This window comes from Porphyromonas asaccharolytica DSM 20707 (genome assembly GCF_000212375.1).
In the GTDB taxonomy this organism is placed as follows: domain Bacteria; phylum Bacteroidota; class Bacteroidia; order Bacteroidales; family Porphyromonadaceae; genus Porphyromonas; species Porphyromonas asaccharolytica.
In genome coordinates, this window is sequence record NC_015501.1 from 1,885,940 (window position 1) to 1,904,215 (window position 18,276).

Sequence of the window (18,276 nt, forward strand, 5' to 3'; positions counted from 1 at the left end):
GTTAGAACTTAAAGCCGAAGGTAGCGACCCCGTAGATGCGCTGTTTCTGTAGCTGGATAGCTTGAGGAGTCGTGAGCTGCTCTCCATTGTCCGCATAGTAGCGAGTCGGGAAGGGGTACATATGAGACTTTTGTCCCTGATAGACGACCGCTAGGTCTATATAAGAGGAGGGCGAGAAGCGCCAGCCTAGTCCGCCCGTGATACCGTAGCCCATACCAACGATCTCGTAGTGTGGTACGGTACCAGCTTCGTTGACAGGGATCGTGGCACTCTGCTTAGGATCGGAGTCGAAGCTTGCCTTCATAGGAGCTTGTCGCCAGTAGCCTCCCGCACGGAGGCTGAACTGAGGAGAGACTCTCAGCTCGCCACCGAGACGTAGCGTGCTCTGCATCGGTGTGAAGTAATCCTTCATGAGCTTATTGTCATCAACAAAAGGCCCGTAAGTGTCTTTGAGCTGGATGCCTGTGTAGTTGGCCAGCTCATAGTCGAGGCTTAGCATGCCTCGTCGTCCGACGAAGGCTCCACTGAGGACGATCTTGGTGGGAGTCTGTAGCTGATAGCGCCAAGCGGCATCGCTAGGTGTCTGATCCTTGACCGTCCAATCCTTTTCTGGTAGCGGCTTGCCATCGTTGTCTACGGCTCGTGAGTAGCGAGATGCAGCTCCTGCTACGTAGTTGTCTTGCAGCGTGAACCATGTGGGTGTCTGGACGGCAGCTCCTAGGCGCAGATGGTCTGAGACACGAGCGATCAAACCAAAGCTAACCGATGCTCCTGACCCAGAGGTGCGAAGCTCGTTGGCTAGCTCTAGGTAATCCTTGTCTATGAAGTCCTCGCCGTAGTAAGAGTTCATGCGATAGTCTAGCGCACTGATCTTAAGACCTAGACCGAAGTATAGGCGGTCGTTGTAGTTAAGCCCGCAGGTGAAGTCAAAGTCCTGGATACCCCCACGCTCGTTAACTCGTAACTGCGAATTGCTCGGTCCTAAGATTCCCCCCTTGTCGCTGTAGTTGAAGGCGCTCTCATAGAAGCCCTCAGGACGCTGCACTGTCCAGCCAGCCCCATGTCCCAGTATGGCAAGCCAAGGTGCGGGGACGCTACCATAAGCGTTCTTACCGAGGAGATCCTTGGAAGAGACATTGGTCGGCGTGATAAAGGCTGCGTAGTCTGCTAGTGAGTACTTAGTAACCTGATGGTTACTAACGTCAAAGGTGCGAGCAAAGCTCTGACGCTGGTAGAAGCCTAGGGCTACATTGAAGGATAGGCCAGACCCTCTGAGCGGTGTCGCTAGCACGACAGACATATTGCCACTGAAGGCGGTGCGTCCCTTCTTATACTGCTCTTCGTACCAGGTAGCTTTGTCGAGGTTTTGTCCGAAGGCAATGGTACCCTGTATCTCGTTACTGCGGAAGAGTCCTAGTCCGGCAGGGTTTTGTCGCAAGCTACTGTAGTCAGCACCTACTGCGCCGAAGGCTCCTCCCATAGCTTGGTAACGAGCCGTCCCATCGAGTGTCTCGGTGCTAAAGCGTAGCGCATTATCATGAGTCTGTGCAGATAGATAGCTCCCAGTGATGAGTAGGAGTGCTGAGCTTATGAGGGGAATGAAATAGTGTCGAAGCATAGTTTATAAGTATAGGTGTATAAACGAATGAGACTTGACCATTAGTCAGAACCTGCGTGCAGTGGCTAATGATACAAGTCTCATACTTAGAAGTGTCTATTATCGGCGTCCTCTAGCACTACGACCAGAAGAAGAGGAGCTACCAGACGAGCTGCTGCTCCGTGATGAGGAGGACGAAGATCCAAAGCTACTAGAGGATGATCTAGAGCTGCTGGGAGAGTCATAACTACGACTGCTGCGAGCGGAGGAGCTAGAGCTTCCCTGCCAGCTGCTATTACCTCGACTAGAGCGTACAGAGGAGCTGGAGTTGCTACGAGAGCTTCTATTGCTTGGCGTATCGTAGCGTCTGCTGTTACTTGGTGTGTCGTAGCTTCTGCGATTACTTGGCGTCTCATAGTTACCACGACGTGAACGAGTGGTCCCTGGATTATAGTTGCGATTCGCTGGAGAGACTGGTCGCTCCTGTCTCATCGTACTATTATTCTCAAAGTAGGACCCACGACGAGAGCGAGCGGAGCCTATCTGGTACTGCTCAGAGGAACCACGGCGTGTGCCGCTAGACTGATCGTAGGATCCACGAGCACTGCGTCCCTGTGTATTGTCATAGACACGATTGCGATCATCCTTCCAGAAGTTGCCACGATTGGCCACTTCATTGCGACTAGTCGACTGATCTAGCGAACCTCTACGAGCATTGCCCGAGAGCGTGCCTTGGTTGCCTCGCGTAGCACGCGGATTGCTGCTATTACCTCTATCGTAGTATCGACTACCTAGACGACCATTAGAGTAGTAAGTTGATGGATTGACATAGTTACCATAGTATGGGTCGTAGATGCCTGCATAGTAACCATCCCAAAAACCATTGTTATAGCCGGCTCCGTAACCGTAGCCTCCGTAATGTGGATAGTATCCGTACCAATAGCTACCGCCCCATGACCAGGGATTGGTGTACCAAATAGAAGGTCCCCAATAGCCGTAGCCACCCCAGCTGTAAGGATAGGGGTATCGGTTTGTGTACCATGGATACCACGAGCTATACCACATATAGTCATAGTAGTAATCCCAAGAGGAGTACCAGCCGGGACTCCACAGATTGATAGAGATGCCGACCGGATTATAGCGATCTGCTACGTAGTCGTAACGATCGGGATAGTTGTAGATACCGTAGGTACCATCCTCGTCGTAGTACACATCTACATTGTCAGAGTCGTATATGTATACTGTAGCGGGGTTGTGAAAGCGCATGATGCGACGGCTGTACTTGCCTACCCCTTTCTTAGGTTGTTGTGATGAGGAGTAGCTCCGTCCTCGCTCACCTTGATACTCCTCTCCACGGCGGTTGTAAGCGTCGAGAGGGTCTTGCCCATCATACTGATACTCATCATCGCTCCACGGGTCGTTAGAGCGACTTTGCTGCTGGGGCGTACTAGAAGGGACGTAGTATACATCGTCATCCCAGTCTACCTGTGCCGCACTCCATATATATGATGAGAGGGCGACGATCACGAGTAGAAATATAGATCTTGTTATCCTCATCATGGTATTTGTTGGTTTAGGGTTTGTAATCTGCTAAGTTAGGTGCTGAGGAGTAGTCTCTTAGGAGACTCTTATCCCCCCAGCCACCTTTGCTTACTTAGAGTGTTTAGAGTTGATTTCGTTTAATCATAACTCTCTGCGTAAAGGTCTCTTGCGTAGTGCGTATGAGTGCGATGTATGAGCCCTCTGGTAGATCTCTCAGATCGATAGAGCTACGCAGTGCATCACCTTGCAGTGTCAGGAGACAGCGCCCTGAGAGATCGTAGAGTTGTAGCGATAGTGCCTCGTCAGCTTCAGACAGGGTAGCCATGTCGCTGATGACCGATGGGTAGAGATAGGGCTTCTTACCCTCCGTCATGCTCTGATCGATAGATAGCTGCTTGGGAGCATCGTATAGTACTACGATGCGGTAGTTATCACCCTCCTTGCCCTCGTTGTCTTGATAAGATAGTATGGATGGATCTGTCTCTCCAACCTTCTCATCGTTGCGATAGATGGCATAGCCCTTGACCTCTGGGAAGGGTACGGGCAGTGAACCACGAGTGAGGGTCTCGCGAATAGTGTCACCGCTGAGTGTAGGATTGTCAGATACGACCAGCTCGATAGCCATATAGCCTTGGTCTGTAAAGTTAGGTGCCGCCTGGAACGTACCGCTCACAAAAACAGAGATAAGCCCTCCATCTACTTCTAGGTACTTATCCTTGGAGTTTGTATCGATGTATACATCGTGTGGGGAGCTCGTCTGGATCTTAAATCCTACCTCGAGATTCTCCTCCATGTTTAGCTTAAAGGGCTTCTTGAGCGGGATCGAGAGCCACTCAGGAGCTCCTGTCACATCCTTTTCCTTAGGGCTTCTATAGTACTGAGCATATTCACGGCTCTCATTGAGCTTTTGGCGTAGGTAGAGGTAGTGTAGCTTACCATTGGCACTTGCCACAGGGAGGACATTGATCTGATGTACATATAGAGGCTTGTCAAAGGGTGAGTGCCCTAGACGGAACTTGTCAAAGTAACGTATCTCAGAATATCCATAGTAAGCAAGTTGATTTACGAACTTAGAAGATGCTTTCACCGCATGCACCTTGTCTCTATCAGCAATCTTAGAGATAGTCTGTGTATTGAGAGGAGCTGACCAAGAGACTGATACGCCTGTAGTTTCTCCTTTTTGGATTGTAGCATCTACCTCTGTAACTAGTTTGCCCGTATAGATCGTACGGTAAGCTGCTGGCGTAGAGATCTTCTTGCCCGCGACATCGTAGAGTGCCTCTATGGCGTAGTGGACAGAGCCTTGACTCGTCAGACTATGCGTGAGCTCGTCTGTGTAGGTCGTGTCAGACACCTCTGTCAGAGGCGTACCGTTGCGATATATCTTATAGGTGATGGGGTAGCCCTGTGTGTGAGCAGGTACTGCATCCCACTCGAGCTCTACCTTGAGAGGATCTTTCAGATCCAGCTTGCCACGTAGCTCTCCTATGGGGAGAAAAGGCTTGTAGCCCTCACGCCATGTGCCTGCCACCTTAAGTACCCCTGTACTGTCTGGATCGAGGAACATATCCATGTGGTATAGATCACCCTTGGCACTGTACTTATTGAAGTGTGAACTGAGGCGACCATAGAAGCCGTCTTGAGAACATGGAGCAGTTCTTCCGCCCGTGAGGGTAGCAATCTGCTCATTATCTGCATTATATAGTGGAGAGCCTGAGGATCCTCCCTCAGTATTTCCCTTGTAAAACATCAGCTTGTAGTGATCATCCTGACCTCCTAATGCTGTAGTCAGCCACGCAGAGCCTTCGACCCACTGACCGATACCCATGCCCCCATTATAAAGAGCGATCTTGGTCGCATCTCCTGCTGGGTGATGGATGCCAGCTCCCGTCTGCCAGGTCTGCTCCGTCGCATTCCAGCCAGAGTAGTAGACACGGTAGTCGAGAGGTATCTCTTCGTTGAGCTCTAGGAGCATACCATCGGAGTAACCATAGACGGAGGTGTAGGTACGTATAGTAGCGCCAGCGAGTGTCTTTGTGGTTTGAAAGCCATAGTCACTATTGTTGCAGCGAGGCTTCTCATAGTGGAAGCCAAAGAGCCACTGATCCATCTTGCTCTGATCTATGCCAAAGCCTCCGTTGAACTTTCCCACCTTAGGGTCGTCCGTAGCTTCTTCGCCTGAGCAGTGTGCTGCTGTGAGGATATAGGGCTTGAAGTCTCCATTTACATTGTTGATGAGATTGCCCGAGCACCAGCTTATGTTGCCATCAGCAAAGACAGGCATATAGATGACCGAGCTACTCTTCTGCTCCTGCCACTTATCGCCCTCGGGGCAATTGACATTGATCTGGCAGTACCTATCCTTAGCTGGATCTGATGCGTCTTCACTCTCTATACCATGCCCCACCTTAGCCTGCATTACAGAGCGGTAGAGGTATCCTACGCCACTAATCTGAACAGAGGGCATTGCAACACCACGGGGAGCCTCGTAGTCTAGTATCAGCTTGCTACCACTGAGTGGCTCGGAGGCAAAGGCTCCATGCTTAGGGTGCGTCTCGTGCGTGTAAGCTCCGAGGAGCTGCTTGCCACCAGGGGTGTAGATGTAGAGACGTCCGCCCTGGGGGATGAAGAAGTCTGAGTAGTATAGGTTCAGACCTACAGGACTCTGCTCCATATCGATCTCTAGGCGGTAGATGTCAGTGCCTGCTGCGGAGCCGATTAGCTCAGCCTCTGTGGCGAAGTCTATGGAGCAGGGGACTACCTTGCCAACGTTGTAAGTCTTGCGCTGTATCTCTCCCTCGCGCCAGGTCTCTTTGCGGATGAGATCTTGAGGATTGAAGTCTGGAGCAAGCGATATGCCGGCCTTTGCGGTACGTAGCGTACCCTCTCCTAGAAGCTGTGGAGTGCCTCCGAAGGATTGCTGTGCGATACCACTACTAGCTCCAGCGAGGAGGCAGAGCGGAATGAGGATCAGTAAGATCAGTCGATTCGTTAGGTGATTCATTAGTTTTCGTTAGGATTATATGGTCGTTTAAATCGTAAATAGAATTATCTGTTGAGGTCTCAGATGAGGAGGATAAATCATGATCAAACATAGTCATGGCACACGCCAGCGACCACACACAAGCTCGTGGCGCTGGACTGGTGTCTACACACTAATATGATAGTATGATTTAGCTCTATTAGCCTCACATTCGATCAAATTCTAGACTTCTAGCAAAGGTATAAAATGTTTTGTGACTGAGCAACACAACGCTAAACCTCAGAAGGAAACAGATGGCTAATCCCTATTTTGAGGTGCTGAAAGGGGACCGCACTGACAGGTGATCGACAGGATCTCTTATGCCCCGATACGACTTTCCCTTAGAAGGGGTAAATCTCCACGTGGAGATTTATAAATCCCCACGGAGGAAATAAAAATTCTCCACGTGGAGACGAAATGAAACTTCGGAGGAATCAAATGAAACTTCGGAGGAATCGTTTCGTCCCTACGTGGAGAATAAAAAATATCCACGTGGAGAATTGAGAATCTCCACGTGGATATTCTGTTCTATAGTCTCAGTTGATTAGAATAGGTCAGTCTAAATTTCTTCCAGCTCCTCAAAAGAGGAATAAGCCGACAGATCAAAGAGTTCCCCTACATAAGGCTACTCGTATCTCCTCTGGCTCAGGGCAGTGGCATGATGTGCTTGATACGGAAGGAGGGCGAGTGGAGCTCGGTGAAGTGGAGCAGTAGTCTACGCAGGGTCTCGTACTCTGCGGTCGAGAAGCTATTCGGTGCAAAGTGCTCTAGATCGTATCGCAGGAGTCTCGGCAAGGAGCTCTGGAGCTCTGGCGTAAGTGGCACGGAGTAGTCGGTCTGGAGCGGGAGTATCGTCCACTGCTCGAGGTCTAGCCAGTGTGTCCTATGGATCTCTGAGTCAAGGCTTCGCATCTCTAGCCCCTCGGGTAGATACCCTTTGGCACGCAGTATAGAGACGAGCAGAGCTAGGTCAAAGCCTTGTAGCTCCTCAAGAGTCTCCATGCCGTCTAGCTGTTCCAAGGCTTGCGCAACTATATTGTATAGGTGCAGATCTTCAGGCTCCTGTGCAAGCAACTCTCTGAGGAGCTGGGATAGATAGAGGAAGTAACCACTAGCGGCTGGTCGCTGAGCTAAGGGGAGCGCACCACGGACGAGCTGTACCTGACGAATGAGCTTGACGGGCTGACTAGCTGGCGAAGGGGTTGTAATCTGCAGACCTCGTAGTGGCTGGAAGAGGTTGCTCGTGGCTCGGCTCCTACCACCTATAGGCACAGAGAAGGCTGTAGCCCCCCACAGGTCGGTGTAGAGCGTAGCTATGAGTGAGCGGTCTGAGTACGGGATGACACGCAGCACGATGCCCTCGACAGTGGTGATCATGAGACTAGCGACGCTCTCAGTGCAAGTATCTCGGGCAACTCACGTAGATCCCTTATTTCATCGACCAAGTGACGCTGATCGTCATACTGAGGCATAGGCACTTGCCACAGGTTGTACCAGATGGAGTCGATACCACTATTGAGTGCTCCCACGATGTCACTCGGCCAACTATCCCCGATGACCACAGCTTCCTGGCGGCTACACGATACTGCTTTCAGTGCGTAGTCAAAGAACTCGGGCGCCGGCTTAGGCACCCCGACATGGTCGACCAGTATCACTTTGTCAATGTAGGGTGCCAAGCCCGAACCATTGATCTTGCCGTACTGCGTCTCTTCAAATCCATTACTAATGATACAGATCGTGTAGTCTCTATGTAGCCCTGCGAGCACCTCTAGGGCATGCGGTATAAGACCCGTCTGCTGCTGCACGTACTGCATAAACCTTTGGTTGAGCATGTTGACCTGCTGGTCGCTCCACGAGACTTGCCCCCGTAGTGGATAGCGCAGACGGTCTAGAAGCAACTGCTCCTTGCTGATATACCCCTTGCGATAGTCGTCCCAGAGCTGCTCCTGATGAGGGAAGTAGACGGCAAAGTAGTCCTCAAAGGTCGCATAGTAGCTCCCCCACCCCTCCTCATCGTAAAGCCTGTGGAGGCTGGCCTTATTATTGTCAAAGGTAGCCCAGAGCGTGTCATCGAGGTCGAAGAGTAGTGCTTTATACTTCATAGGGTTGCTAGCAAACTAGTGATGTCTCTCATAAACTTCAAAGGGGAGGTGTCTCAGGCACCTCCCCTTTTGCATCAATGTAGTGTGTAAAGAAACTGATTAGTAGATCTGTATGACAAGTATCTTAGAGAGGCTCCAGAACTCTTTAGGATTAGTGATCTCAAGAGTTAGCATCTTGTCCTCTCCCTTGACCAGCTTGTAGCTAGACACAGGGTGCTTCGTCTTAAGCTCTGCCTTCTTGGCATAGAGAGGTATCGAAGTAACCTTGCGTAGATCGATCTGCGTAAAGTAGTCTGACTGATAGCCCTCTGTGACGACCTCGCCATTGCGGACGATGTTCATATCCTTAAGGTCGCGAGAGGTACCGATACAGTAGCGTACCGTGTTGAGAGCAGCGTCCTGACGCTCTATCTCAGCTTGCTGTGCTGCAGAGGTCTTGCTTAGATTCTCTACGTTATTGCTCAGACCTGTGACCATAGAGTCAAGGACACCGATGGCGTAGTTCTTGCGCTTGAGCTCCTCAGTGAGATCTAGGATCTCAGCATTCTTAGCATTGAGCTGATCTTGTAGCGTGCCGATGGTACGCTTTAGCGAGCTGTTTTTGTTTCCAGACTGGGCGAGCTTCTTGTTTAGAAGATCGATCGTCTGACGGTTGGACTCTAGCTTCTCATTGATCAGGCGCAGATTGTCCTCGATCTTAGCACGCTGAGACTGGGGTACCTCGCTATTGCTATCTAGCGATATCATACCCTCTAGCTGCTGTATCTGAGCGAAGTTTTGGATCACCATATTGATTAGTGAATCCTGCTCAGCAACTTGCGTGCGGAGAGACTGCAGTTCGGTGAGCTCCTTCTGTCGCTCTTCCTCCTGCTTACTGTTTTTACCACAAGCGGTGAGCATTAGTAGCACTACTACCAATGCTGATAAAGTGAGAGATAGTGACTGTTTCATAATTGTATAGTTGTATCTTCTGTTATGTGTTTACTGCTGTTTTTGGGAGTTTTGGTGGGCGTGGCGCCTGCTACAACGATGACGAACTCCCCTCGAGGAGCCGTCTCCGCAAAGTGGTCGCTTAGCTCTTGTAGCGTACCTCGCCGCACCTCTTCGTGTAGCTTAGACAGCTCGCGACAAGTAGCCGCCTGCCGCTCTGCGCCAAAGTATGTGATCAAGTCTGAGAGCGTGCGACAGACTCGATATGGCGACTCATAGATGATGATGGTGCGTGTCTCGGTGGCTAGTGCCGTGAGGAGTGTCTGCCTCCCCTTCTTGACGGGGAGAAAGCCTTCATAGCAAAAGCGAGACGTGTCTAGTCCACTAGCGACTAGAGCCGGAACGAAAGCAGTAGCCCCAGGCAAGCAGGTGACCGTCACGCCTGCATCGATGCAAGCTCGTATGAGCATAGCTCCTGGATCATTGATGCCTGGCGTACCGGCATCGCTGATGAGCGCTACGGAAGTACCCTCGGCAATGCGCTGAGCTAGTCGCTCTGAGGTCTTGTATTCGTTGAACTTATGGTGGCTCTCCATAGGCTTCGCTATCTCGTAGTGCCGCAGCAATACGGAGGAGGTGCGTGTGTCCTCGGCAAGGATCAGATCAGCCTCACGTAGAGCTTCTAATCCACGCAGGGTGATGTCTCCTAGATTACCTATAGGGGTCGGTACGACCGTTAGTTGAGCCATTGTAGTTATACTGCGTTCTTGACTTGTCAAGAGACAATTACAATGCAAACTTACAAAAAACTCGTGGAATCTAGCATCACTGCTCCGATCTGAGCGGAGAAGGCGGTTGTCTACAAACCTTTTACGAGCGTGCTAACTTATTCGTTAGCTTGCTCTTCTTGCAGTGTGACCCCGTAGATCTCCCCTGCTGCAGCAACAAACGTGGGCATCTCACCTTGTCGTAGCTGTACCGTGAGATGGTACTGAGAGGTGTAGTCCTGAGCAATGATCTCGGCACCATAGTTCTTGACTAGGAGCATCACGGATCCCATCAGATCCATCTGGAAGCTGAGCGTGACACGACTGTATAGGATGACCTCTCTAACTGTTGCCTTGTCTAGGACTAACTCGGTCGTGGAGCGGTAAGCATCGATCAACCCACTGGTACCGAGCTTGACCCCTCCGAAGTAACGGACGACTGCCACAGCTACGTCGGTTAGGTCACGGGAGAGCAAGCGTCCTAAGATCGGCTTGCCCGCAGTACCTGAGGGCTCTCCGTCATCGTTGGAGCGTGTCGCGTACTCCTCATCTCCATAGATCGAGTAAGCCCAGCAGACGTGCGTCGCACTGTAGTGCTCTTTGCGCAGCTCCGAGATGCGTTCCAGAGCTTCCTCAGCACTAGAGACTGGATAGCAGTAACCGATGAAGCGGCTCCGCTGAATGTTTTGCTCGTCAATGGCTGGCGACTGAATGGTGTGGTAAAAGTCTTTCATCGGTAAGGCTCCCTCAGATTAGTTGAAGTTGGGCTGCTGCGAGAAGTCGCTCTCTAGGATATTGACATCTCCGCTCTTGTGGTACTGCACGCCATCGGCACCCTCAGCGGTGATGACGTAGTAGTAGACCCCACTTGGCACGGGCTTGCCTCGGCAAGTGCCGTCCCAGCCTCCATTAGGATCGCTCCAGCTATAGATCAGTCCGCCCCAAGAGTCGTAGATGCGCCCTTCGAAAGAGATAAGCGACTGATGCACCACCTGAAAGAGATCATTGACCCCAGGACTGCTAAAGGGCGTAAAGACGTTCGGCACCTCGAGCCTTGAGCTTTGTACCGTTACCACCACGGGCTGAGAGGTAGCTGTACAACTGGCCGTACGGTCGCTCACTGTGCCGTAGAGGGTATAGGTACCCATCTTGTCGAAGGTGTACTGAGCTTGTCGTCCGTTGAACTGCAGCACCACGGGAGCTTCCTCTGAGGGGGCGGCTCCCTCGACGATTACTATCTGGTAAATGACCGCTGCAGGCTCATTAGCGATCAAGTCTACCTCCACGTTAGCAGGAGCCGAGAGACTAGAGGGGAGCTGTCCCGCATTGCTTGCGGTCGAGTCTGCCGCCTGCGACTGACCAGCGCTAAGCAGCCGATAGCGAGCGTGTAGCTCGACACGACGAGCTTGTAGCACGGGACTCTCTATGGGCAAGCCGTACTGCTCTGCCACACCTTCGGTAAAGCGATCGCCGATGATAGCAAAGGGGGTGTCCGTCAGCGGCGCTATCAGGTGCCACGCTCCACCATTGGTCTCGGGGAGCTGCTCTTCTTTTTGCTCTGCGGTGAAGGTGTGAGTCTCCTCCTTGTAGACTAAGTCTTGGTAGCGCACTATTAAGCCACGATCCGCCTGCATGGTAGCGCCTTGTAGCGTGTGATAGGATATGGGAGCAAGCGGACGAGAGAGGGCGAGCGTCACCTGCTGGCAAGGCTCGGCAGCATCGTAGTCCGCTGTCAGAGTGAGATCTCCTAGAGAGACACGACTGTAGTCAAAGATCCAGTAATAGGCCCGCGTCATCATGATCTGACTAGGCTGAGCGGTGAAGTACCCGCACTCCAGCTGCGCATTTGGCACGGTGACGGTCGTACCCGCATACTGCGCCGTAGCGACGGGCTGCGCCTCCTGTATCGAGTTGGTGTAGCTGTAGAGCTGCTCTCCCGTAGCTATGGGGAAGGTCAAGGTAACCGCACCACTCCCCTCTCCAGCAGCGGGATGATAAGCCAAGAGCTGTACCTGCTGCCCCGTCGGGGTATAGGGCTGACTGAGCTTGCCTGGACTAGCAGATGGGCTGGCTGAGACGCTCTGAGCCGAGAGTGTCACGGCAGAGCTGACGAGTATGAGGAGTAATAGGATCAAGCTTTTAGTCTTCATGTGGCGTGCTACGATATATATGGTATCTCAAGAGGTCAAGCTACTTGCGTCCGCAGATTGTCTTGTAGTCGCATTCCTTGCAAATGTCCTGTACGGGGGTTTGGAAGAACTTCTTCTCAGGGTCTACTAGCAAGTCCAAGTATTTGAATACAATCTCTTTGATTGCGTTTAGATCTTTGGGTTCGTCCAAGTATATTGCCCCTTCACTAGCTGGTACAGCAGGAGCCAGTGAGTAGAGCGTAGGCTGCAGCTCCTCTATTCCAACCTCTGGCTGCTGAGCATAGAGCAAGGCGTAGAGATAAGACTGTAGCATATAGCCACCCAGCTTATAGTTGTTTTTCTGAAAGCGCCAGCTTGTTAGCGTATCGAAGGATAGTTTCTTTAGCTTCTTAGGCTGCTTGATAGACCCCGTCTTGTAGTCTACGATGCGACAGATACCGCCACTGACTTTGTCTACTCGATCGGGCTGACCAGTCATGTATATCGTATGCGTGCCCCACTGGAAGGGGACGTTCTTTATCTTCGTCTCACTAGCCAGCAGCTGGAGCGTACCACTGGATCCGAGCAAGAGCCGGTCTATCTCCAGAGCCTTGCTGATGTATCGCTCCAGATCTGTCAGGAGGATATCGTCTGGGGCACTCTTGTCAGAGACAATCTCTTTATAGATGTCTGTCAACGTCTGACGAGAGACCTTATGCTCAAGCTGATCCCTAGTGATCACGTCCCCAGCCTTCTGTACCAGTCCTTTGTAAAACTGCTCCAGATACTCATGCACTATCGAGCCAAGCTCTATCTGTGTCACCACGCCAGGCTCAGGTCGTGGCTCGCCAACACCCTTTATCTTCTTAAGGTAAAACTGGTAAGGGCACTTGTAGTAAGTGATCAGGTCAGATGGAGAGAAGGTCCTCTCGCCCGAAGTTAGTTGCTCTAGGTAGTCACGCACCTCCTCATCTTTGCCCGTGATCTGGGACACCGTCTCGTCTCTCGCTTCCAGTGGGTCTGCATAAGCGGCCTCTTGGAGCTGTAAGTTTGTCAGATAGCGTATCTGATCCACATAGCGCGAAGGCTCCATCGAGGAGATGCTCTTAGGGCGAGTATCTTGGAGTAGATAAACTTCCTTAGCGCCCTGTATGAGTCGATAGAAGTGGTAAGCATTGGTATCGTCTTCCGTACGGTAAGTAGTCATGTGAGCAGCTCGCCGTAATAGGTCGGGGATCAGCGTCGTCGTATGGCTCGACTTAGGCAGATCGCCCTCCTGCACATTGAGCATGATCACATAGTCAAAGGTGAGCGTACGGGTCTCCAAGAAGCCCATCTCCTGCAAGCCCTCTAGCGGAGCGCCCTCGAAGGGGATACTCCCCACAGCCAACAGCTGCTCCAAGAGATAGGCGACATGTGATGGCGTGTCTAGCAGATGACGATCACTCTCATTCGGTTGTAACAGGTTAGACACTTGAGTGACATAGAGAATGATCTGGTCGAGCGCTTCCGAGAGGATCACTTGATCTATTGGCTCGTCAGCAGGCTCGTCCTCCTCTTCCTCTGGCACTGACGAGGTCCCTTTGAGCAGCTCTAGCAGTTGCCCTACACGGCCGAGTAGCTCTTTACCAGTGAAGCTGGGTGTGAGTATCTCTAGGAGAGGCTGTCGCACCGCCTCATCAGCCCCATTCGTAAGCTCCTCTATGATCTTACGCAGCTCCGACGCTGTGATGGCGTAGTGGTGCAGAGCTATCTGATCCATCAGGGTAGTCGTCAGCTCGCCAAAGAGCTTGCGCGTCAAGGGAGCCGCCAGCCACAGCTGTAAGCGTGAACAGGTGAGCTTGACACGAGCTAGCTCTCTATCCAAGGGACTCACGAGACCGAAGATGTTTAGGTACCTACGTATCCAGGTCGCCACAGAGGTGTACTGGAGGGGGTAGCCCATCGTCACGTTGAGCGATGTGCAGGTCGGTTGCTTGAGCGACTTCATCAAGGGAATGAGTGTCTTCTCATCATTGAGGACGATCGCTATGCGCAGCTCCTCAGGTGCTTTAGGATCGTGCTCGATAATCTTATCGATGAGACTGTTGACCACTTGTGGCTGGAGAATGGTCGAGTTGAGCGAGAGCAGATGAATCTTTGGCGAATACACACGAGCCACTCCTCCGTCTATGATCTCGCCCCCGAGGAGCTCGACATTTTGCTCTATCGTACGATAGAGATGATCTGTAAATTCGTCTGTAGCGTCTAGCGAAACCTTTTGCCAGTAAAGCTGCAGATTAAGAGCCTCAGCACTGGCTATCTGTAGCTTCTTGATGATCTTCTGCTCCGCTGGCGTTAGGTTATAAAGCCCTATGAAGGAGACCAAGCTGATCTTCGAGCCACTATGACGACGTAGCTCTTTGAGTAGATCATCGTCAGTAAAGTCTCGCTCTGCAACGAGCCTATAAGCTGCTGCTCGGTACGCCACCCCGAGCTCGGTTAAACGCGTATTAAATCGCTTGTAAATCTCTCTCCAAACGACGGAGAAGTGGAGATACTCCTCGCCTTGCGGTTTTTTGAAAAAGTCTTTAGGCAGTGTGGTCCAAAACTTTCGAATTGCTTCACACTCCTCTTCTGTTAAGAAGGAGTAGTCATCAAAAGCATCCAGCTCCTCGAGATTTCCCAAGAGCATCTCCACATTTGCCAAGGCTAGATCCATATCTTGGAAGTCTCGCAGCATGCGCTCCGTCTGGCTCAGGCGGAGCATCTGATCTGTCGCCGCCTTTTCCTCGCCCTGCTCCGCTAGATAAGCTGCGTAGACCTCATAGAGTATCGATATGAGTGCCGTATTGTCTAGGATAACCCGTCCACTCATCTCAGTGATCCACTCATCGATAGTGACGATGCGAGGCAGGATAGTGGCAGCATCGACCAGTTGCGCGACGAGCTCACGCTGTAAGAATGTGCCGGCACGCTTCGTCGGCACCACCAGCAGCTGCTCTCTCAGCGGAGTGCCATTACTGCGCAGTCGCCTGACGACCTGCGAGAGGAAGTTGTCACTAGAGTCCATAGATACCCAAGACTAAAAGGTTATTAAGCATGTGTAGCGCGACCGATGGCCAGAGTGAGTCCGCAGCCCAGCGAAGGTAACCCAGCAAGAGGGCAAGAAAGAAGATCGGCAGCATGCCCACGGGATTGAGATGCATCACGGTAAAGAGTAGTGCTGGAAGGAGGATGACGCTCCAGCGTGGAAAGTGCCTCAGCATCATCCACCCCATGAGCGCCCCTCGGAAGAAGAGTTCCTCGGCAATCGGCGTCAGCACCCCGACGATGAGGAGAGACCATCCTATATTTGAGTCCTCTATGAGCGTCGTCTGCGCCTCCTCGACCAGCTTGCTCCAGTTGCGTAGCCAAGCACCGCCCCACCCCTCTGGCCATACGGCGACGAGTGCTTCGTTACCCCATGTGAGCAGTAGATAGATGAGCACCGCAAGGATTGCGTAGAGGAGGCAGCGTACAGGCTTCACCCCCATCAAGTATCGTCTGAGAGGTTGGAGTGGTAAGGCTAGTAGTGCACAAGGCTCCTGCGGAGCAGGCTGATGGTAGAGCCATCGGTAGCCCCATAGGTAGGTCCAAGAGGCAAGTAGTGCACTACCTCCGAAGGCGATGACACCCACCAAGGAGACTGGAAGCAGTGGGTAAGTCACCACAAAGAGGATTAAAGAGTATAGGAGCAGTAAGACCAGCATCAGCGCACCTTGAAGTAATAGCCCAGCCCCACCGTGACGCCCAGTTCGCCCGCACGACCGTAATCGTCGCGCACGGTCGTAGCAAAGATGTCACTCAAACCATAGTAGAAGTGTCCGCTCAGCGTGATCCTATGCCTCTGCGCTATGTCTAGGCTCATGACGGGACCACCTTTGAGTCCCCAGGAGAACTTGCTAAAGAGCGGATAGACATGACGTCTCTGCACGACGGCTCGCGTCTCTTCGCTCGGTGTGGGACTGCTCACGTCTCGTATGATGTAGCCCACACTTGGACCCACCTCTAGTCCCAGCTGAAAGGGACCAAAAGGATAGTAGATGTGTGCCATCAGCGTCAGGTCAATGAAGTCCATATCTCTTGAGAAGCTATAAGCGATCGGCTCTGTATACTCCTCTCGCCATCCCCGCTGCTCGTAAGAGAGACGCATCGTCATACCCGTATATTTCTGATTAGTCAGCAGCACCCCCACGTAGCCCATAGCTCCTAGGTGGGGCAGCATCTCCACACGTGGCACCAGGTCGAGCATTGAGCCACTCACACCTCCACCACCCCCTATGCGCACCTCTAGAGGCTTCAGCTGCGAGCGCTGAGCCTGTGCGGGGAGTACGGAGCAGAGGAGTATGAGGAGCAGTCCGCTCCACCATTTCATCAAGCTTCGCATAGGGCTGATCTACTCTGCCAGAGGGATCTGCTGACGCTGCATTCCCCGTGGACTATAAGTAATGAAGAAGAGGTTCAAGTTCGTGTAGCCCCCTCTTTTAGAGCCACGCCCCGTGACAGCTGGTGCAAAGAGAAATCCCGACTGCAGACCATCACTAGGCAGCTGATGCTGGTACTGCTGGAAGCTCCGTCCATACGATGAGAGAGCGGCTATGAAGTAGCGCACCACGTCATAGCCCAGCAGGGCATAGCTTGGGTAGCCCTCCTCTATATCACGTCCATACCAATGCTTGTACGCATCTCTAACTTGCTGACTCTCGGGGAGGTCCCTATCCCAGTAAAAAGTGGAGAAGATCGTAGCCCCCACCGCTTGCAGACGCTCATCCATATTCTTGCCATAGGTCTGCCACTGCGGATAGCCGAAAAGCTGATAGTCTCTCGTCGAGAGCTGCGCATCACGCATAGCATCTAGTACCGCTTTGAGATCTTTTTGCTTGCTTGAGTTAAGCAGGATCACACACTTCTTGCTACTCTGGCGAGGCCACTGTCCGACAGCCAGCTCCCGTAGAGAGCGACTCTGCATCGCTATGCCCGCCTCTCGACAAGCCGTCTCTATAGCCTCAAACTTGTCCGTCTGATCCCCCTCGCCACAACGCACGAGGAGTACTTGACAGCCCGCATAACGCTCGACAAAAGCTCTTTGCAATCTCTGCGTGACACGATACTGTGCGGGGTTGAGCTGGAAGAAGTGGTTATACAGCTGCCCCTTACCGCTCTGCCATATGAAGGGCGAGAGATAGACCGCCTGCTGTGCCTTAGCGTGCTGAGCCAGTAGCTCTACGCTCTGCTCTGAGTCACCGCCGATGATCAGGTCGTACTGCTCTCCTTCCTTGCTCTTGAGGAGCTGCTCGAGTGCTGAGCGATTGACGGCGGCATCGACCTGCAGATCAATGTTCACGCCCTGACGCTGCAACCGCTCGATAGCTAGGAGTGCTCCCTCGTAAAAGTGCAGATAGCGACTAGGCTGCCCACTCTCTCGCAGAGGTAGTATCAGAGCTACCCGCACCTGCTCTATCTGAGTACCATTCAGCGGATTGGGGCCCTGCTCAAGCTTAGCTCCTGAGACTACTATCACCCGCTCCCCTACTGCGATCTGCGCATCATGCTTTTGCGGGTTGAGCTCTAGGAGCTGGCTCACCGTCAGCCCATACTTACGGCTGATGCTGTAGAGCGTCTCGCCAGACTGCACCACGTGAATGCCCGGCTCAACCTGGGCGACCGCCGGAGCCTCGACATAAATCGTGTCTGGCTTACGCTGAGGGATCAGGAGCGTCTGTCCCTCACGGATACCCAACTGACTGCCCTCATTGAGCCGGTATATCTCCTCCTCGGAGACACCATAGCGCTTGGAGATTGAGTAGACGGTCTCCAACTTCTTGACTACATGCCGCAGAGGAGCCTGTGCCATGAGCGTCGTCGTGACCAGGAGCAGGCTCACGACGAGCAAGAGGAGACGCTGTAATATCTGTTTCATCGGTTCATCTTTGTTTTACTAGAGACAAAGGTAGTATAAATAGCACTCTTGGTCAACCGTTCGCCCCAAGGGATTTTAGTTTCACCTAGGTGATGGAGGGAACCACTAACATGTGATAGGGATCTTTTATGCCACAATAGGCACTTGCCTCAGAAGGGGTAGATCCCCACGTGGAAATTTTCAAATCTCCACGTGGAGAATGAAAAATGCCTACGTAGGGACGAAATGAAACTTCGGAGGAATCAA

General features: G+C 52.3%; 13 protein-coding genes. All 13 read right to left on the bottom strand.

From position 1 onward, the window contains the following. Position 1: 1 nt before the first annotated feature. The gene (locus PORAS_RS07340; RefSeq protein WP_013760763.1) at positions 2-1,618 is read right to left on the bottom strand and encodes a hypothetical protein; all 1,617 of its coding nucleotides are present in this window, start codon (positions 1,616-1,618) and stop codon (positions 2-4) included. Positions 1,619-1,717: 99 nt separating this feature from the next. Then, the gene (locus PORAS_RS07345; protein ID WP_013760764.1) at positions 1,718-3,157 is read right to left on the bottom strand and encodes a hypothetical protein; all 1,440 of its coding nucleotides are present in this window, start codon (positions 3,155-3,157) and stop codon (positions 1,718-1,720) included. 103 nt (positions 3,158-3,260) lie between these two features. After that, entirely contained in the window at positions 3,261-6,143 is a 2,883-nt protein-coding gene (locus tag PORAS_RS07350) for a T9SS type A sorting domain-containing protein (protein ID WP_013760765.1), read from the bottom strand. Between the two features lie 663 nt (positions 6,144-6,806). After that, positions 6,807-7,538 (bottom strand): DNA repair protein RecO, encoded by a 732-nt coding sequence (gene recO / locus PORAS_RS07355; protein WP_013760766.1) that lies wholly within the window; start codon positions 7,536-7,538, stop codon positions 6,807-6,809. Further along, on the bottom strand, positions 7,535-8,263 hold the full coding sequence (locus PORAS_RS07360) for a YjjG family noncanonical pyrimidine nucleotidase (RefSeq protein WP_013760767.1): 729 nt from the start codon (positions 8,261-8,263) through the stop codon (positions 7,535-7,537). Before PORAS_RS07360 ends, recO begins: the two co-directional genes overlap by 4 nt. Before the next feature lie 99 nt (positions 8,264-8,362). After that, entirely contained in the window at positions 8,363-9,214 is an 852-nt protein-coding gene (locus tag PORAS_RS07365) for a Cbp1 family collagen-binding glycoprotein adhesin (RefSeq protein WP_004331234.1), read from the bottom strand. Beyond that, a complete protein-coding gene (gene rsmI, locus PORAS_RS07370) occupies positions 9,211-9,942 on the bottom strand; it encodes a 16S rRNA (cytidine(1402)-2'-O)-methyltransferase (RefSeq protein ID WP_013760768.1) in 732 nt (243 codons plus the stop codon). The genes PORAS_RS07365 and rsmI overlap by 4 nt, the downstream gene beginning before the upstream one ends. Before the next feature lie 137 nt (positions 9,943-10,079). After that, a complete protein-coding gene (locus PORAS_RS07375) occupies positions 10,080-10,694 on the bottom strand; it encodes an IMPACT family protein (RefSeq protein ID WP_013760769.1) in 615 nt (204 codons plus the stop codon). A gap of 18 nt (positions 10,695-10,712) precedes the next feature. After that, on the bottom strand, positions 10,713-12,110 hold the full coding sequence (locus tag PORAS_RS07380) for a T9SS type B sorting domain-containing protein (protein ID WP_013760770.1): 1,398 nt from the start codon (positions 12,108-12,110) through the stop codon (positions 10,713-10,715). 40 nt (positions 12,111-12,150) lie between these two features. Beyond that, complete coding sequence (locus PORAS_RS07385; protein ID WP_013760771.1) at positions 12,151-15,141, bottom strand: PD-(D/E)XK nuclease family protein; 2,991 nt, start codon at positions 15,139-15,141, stop codon at positions 12,151-12,153. Continuing rightward, complete coding sequence (locus tag PORAS_RS07390) at positions 15,131-15,820, bottom strand: CPBP family intramembrane glutamic endopeptidase (RefSeq protein ID WP_013760772.1); 690 nt, start codon at positions 15,818-15,820, stop codon at positions 15,131-15,133. The genes PORAS_RS07385 and PORAS_RS07390 overlap by 11 nt, the downstream gene beginning before the upstream one ends. Next, a complete protein-coding gene (locus PORAS_RS07395) occupies positions 15,820-16,497 on the bottom strand; it encodes a porin family protein (protein ID WP_013760773.1) in 678 nt (225 codons plus the stop codon). Before PORAS_RS07395 ends, PORAS_RS07390 begins: the two co-directional genes overlap by 1 nt. Positions 16,498-16,506: 9 nt before the next feature. Next, the gene (locus tag PORAS_RS07400) at positions 16,507-18,030 is read right to left on the bottom strand and encodes a PBP1 and LysM peptidoglycan-binding domain-containing protein (protein ID WP_013760774.1); all 1,524 of its coding nucleotides are present in this window, start codon (positions 18,028-18,030) and stop codon (positions 16,507-16,509) included. Positions 18,031-18,276: the final 246 nt, after the last annotated feature.

Excerpts from the sequence above, each read along its gene's own strand:
- PORAS_RS07340 (WP_013760763.1), bottom strand. The coding sequence starts at position 1,618 with ATGCTTCGACACTATTTCATTCCCCTCATAAGCTCAGCACTCCTACTC.
- PORAS_RS07345 (WP_013760764.1), bottom strand. The coding sequence starts at position 3,157 with ATGATGAGGATAACAAGATCTATATTTCTACTCGTGATCGTCGCCCTC.
- PORAS_RS07350 (WP_013760765.1), bottom strand. The coding sequence starts at position 6,143 with ATGAATCACCTAACGAATCGACTGATCTTACTGATCCTCATTCCGCTC.
- recO (WP_013760766.1), bottom strand. The coding sequence starts at position 7,538 with ATGATCACCACTGTCGAGGGCATCGTGCTGCGTGTCATCCCGTACTCA.
- PORAS_RS07360 (WP_013760767.1), bottom strand. The coding sequence starts at position 8,263 with ATGAAGTATAAAGCACTACTCTTCGACCTCGATGACACGCTCTGGGCT.
- PORAS_RS07365 (WP_004331234.1), bottom strand. The coding sequence starts at position 9,214 with ATGAAACAGTCACTATCTCTCACTTTATCAGCATTGGTAGTAGTGCTA.
- rsmI (WP_013760768.1), bottom strand. The coding sequence starts at position 9,942 with ATGGCTCAACTAACGGTCGTACCGACCCCTATAGGTAATCTAGGAGAC.
- PORAS_RS07375 (WP_013760769.1), bottom strand. The coding sequence starts at position 10,694 with ATGAAAGACTTTTACCACACCATTCAGTCGCCAGCCATTGACGAGCAA.
- PORAS_RS07380 (WP_013760770.1), bottom strand. The coding sequence starts at position 12,110 with ATGAAGACTAAAAGCTTGATCCTATTACTCCTCATACTCGTCAGCTCT.
- PORAS_RS07385 (WP_013760771.1), bottom strand. The coding sequence starts at position 15,141 with ATGGACTCTAGTGACAACTTCCTCTCGCAGGTCGTCAGGCGACTGCGC.
- PORAS_RS07390 (WP_013760772.1), bottom strand. The coding sequence starts at position 15,820 with ATGCTGGTCTTACTGCTCCTATACTCTTTAATCCTCTTTGTGGTGACT.
- PORAS_RS07395 (WP_013760773.1), bottom strand. The coding sequence starts at position 16,497 with ATGCGAAGCTTGATGAAATGGTGGAGCGGACTGCTCCTCATACTCCTC.
- PORAS_RS07400 (WP_013760774.1), bottom strand. The coding sequence starts at position 18,030 with ATGAAACAGATATTACAGCGTCTCCTCTTGCTCGTCGTGAGCCTGCTC.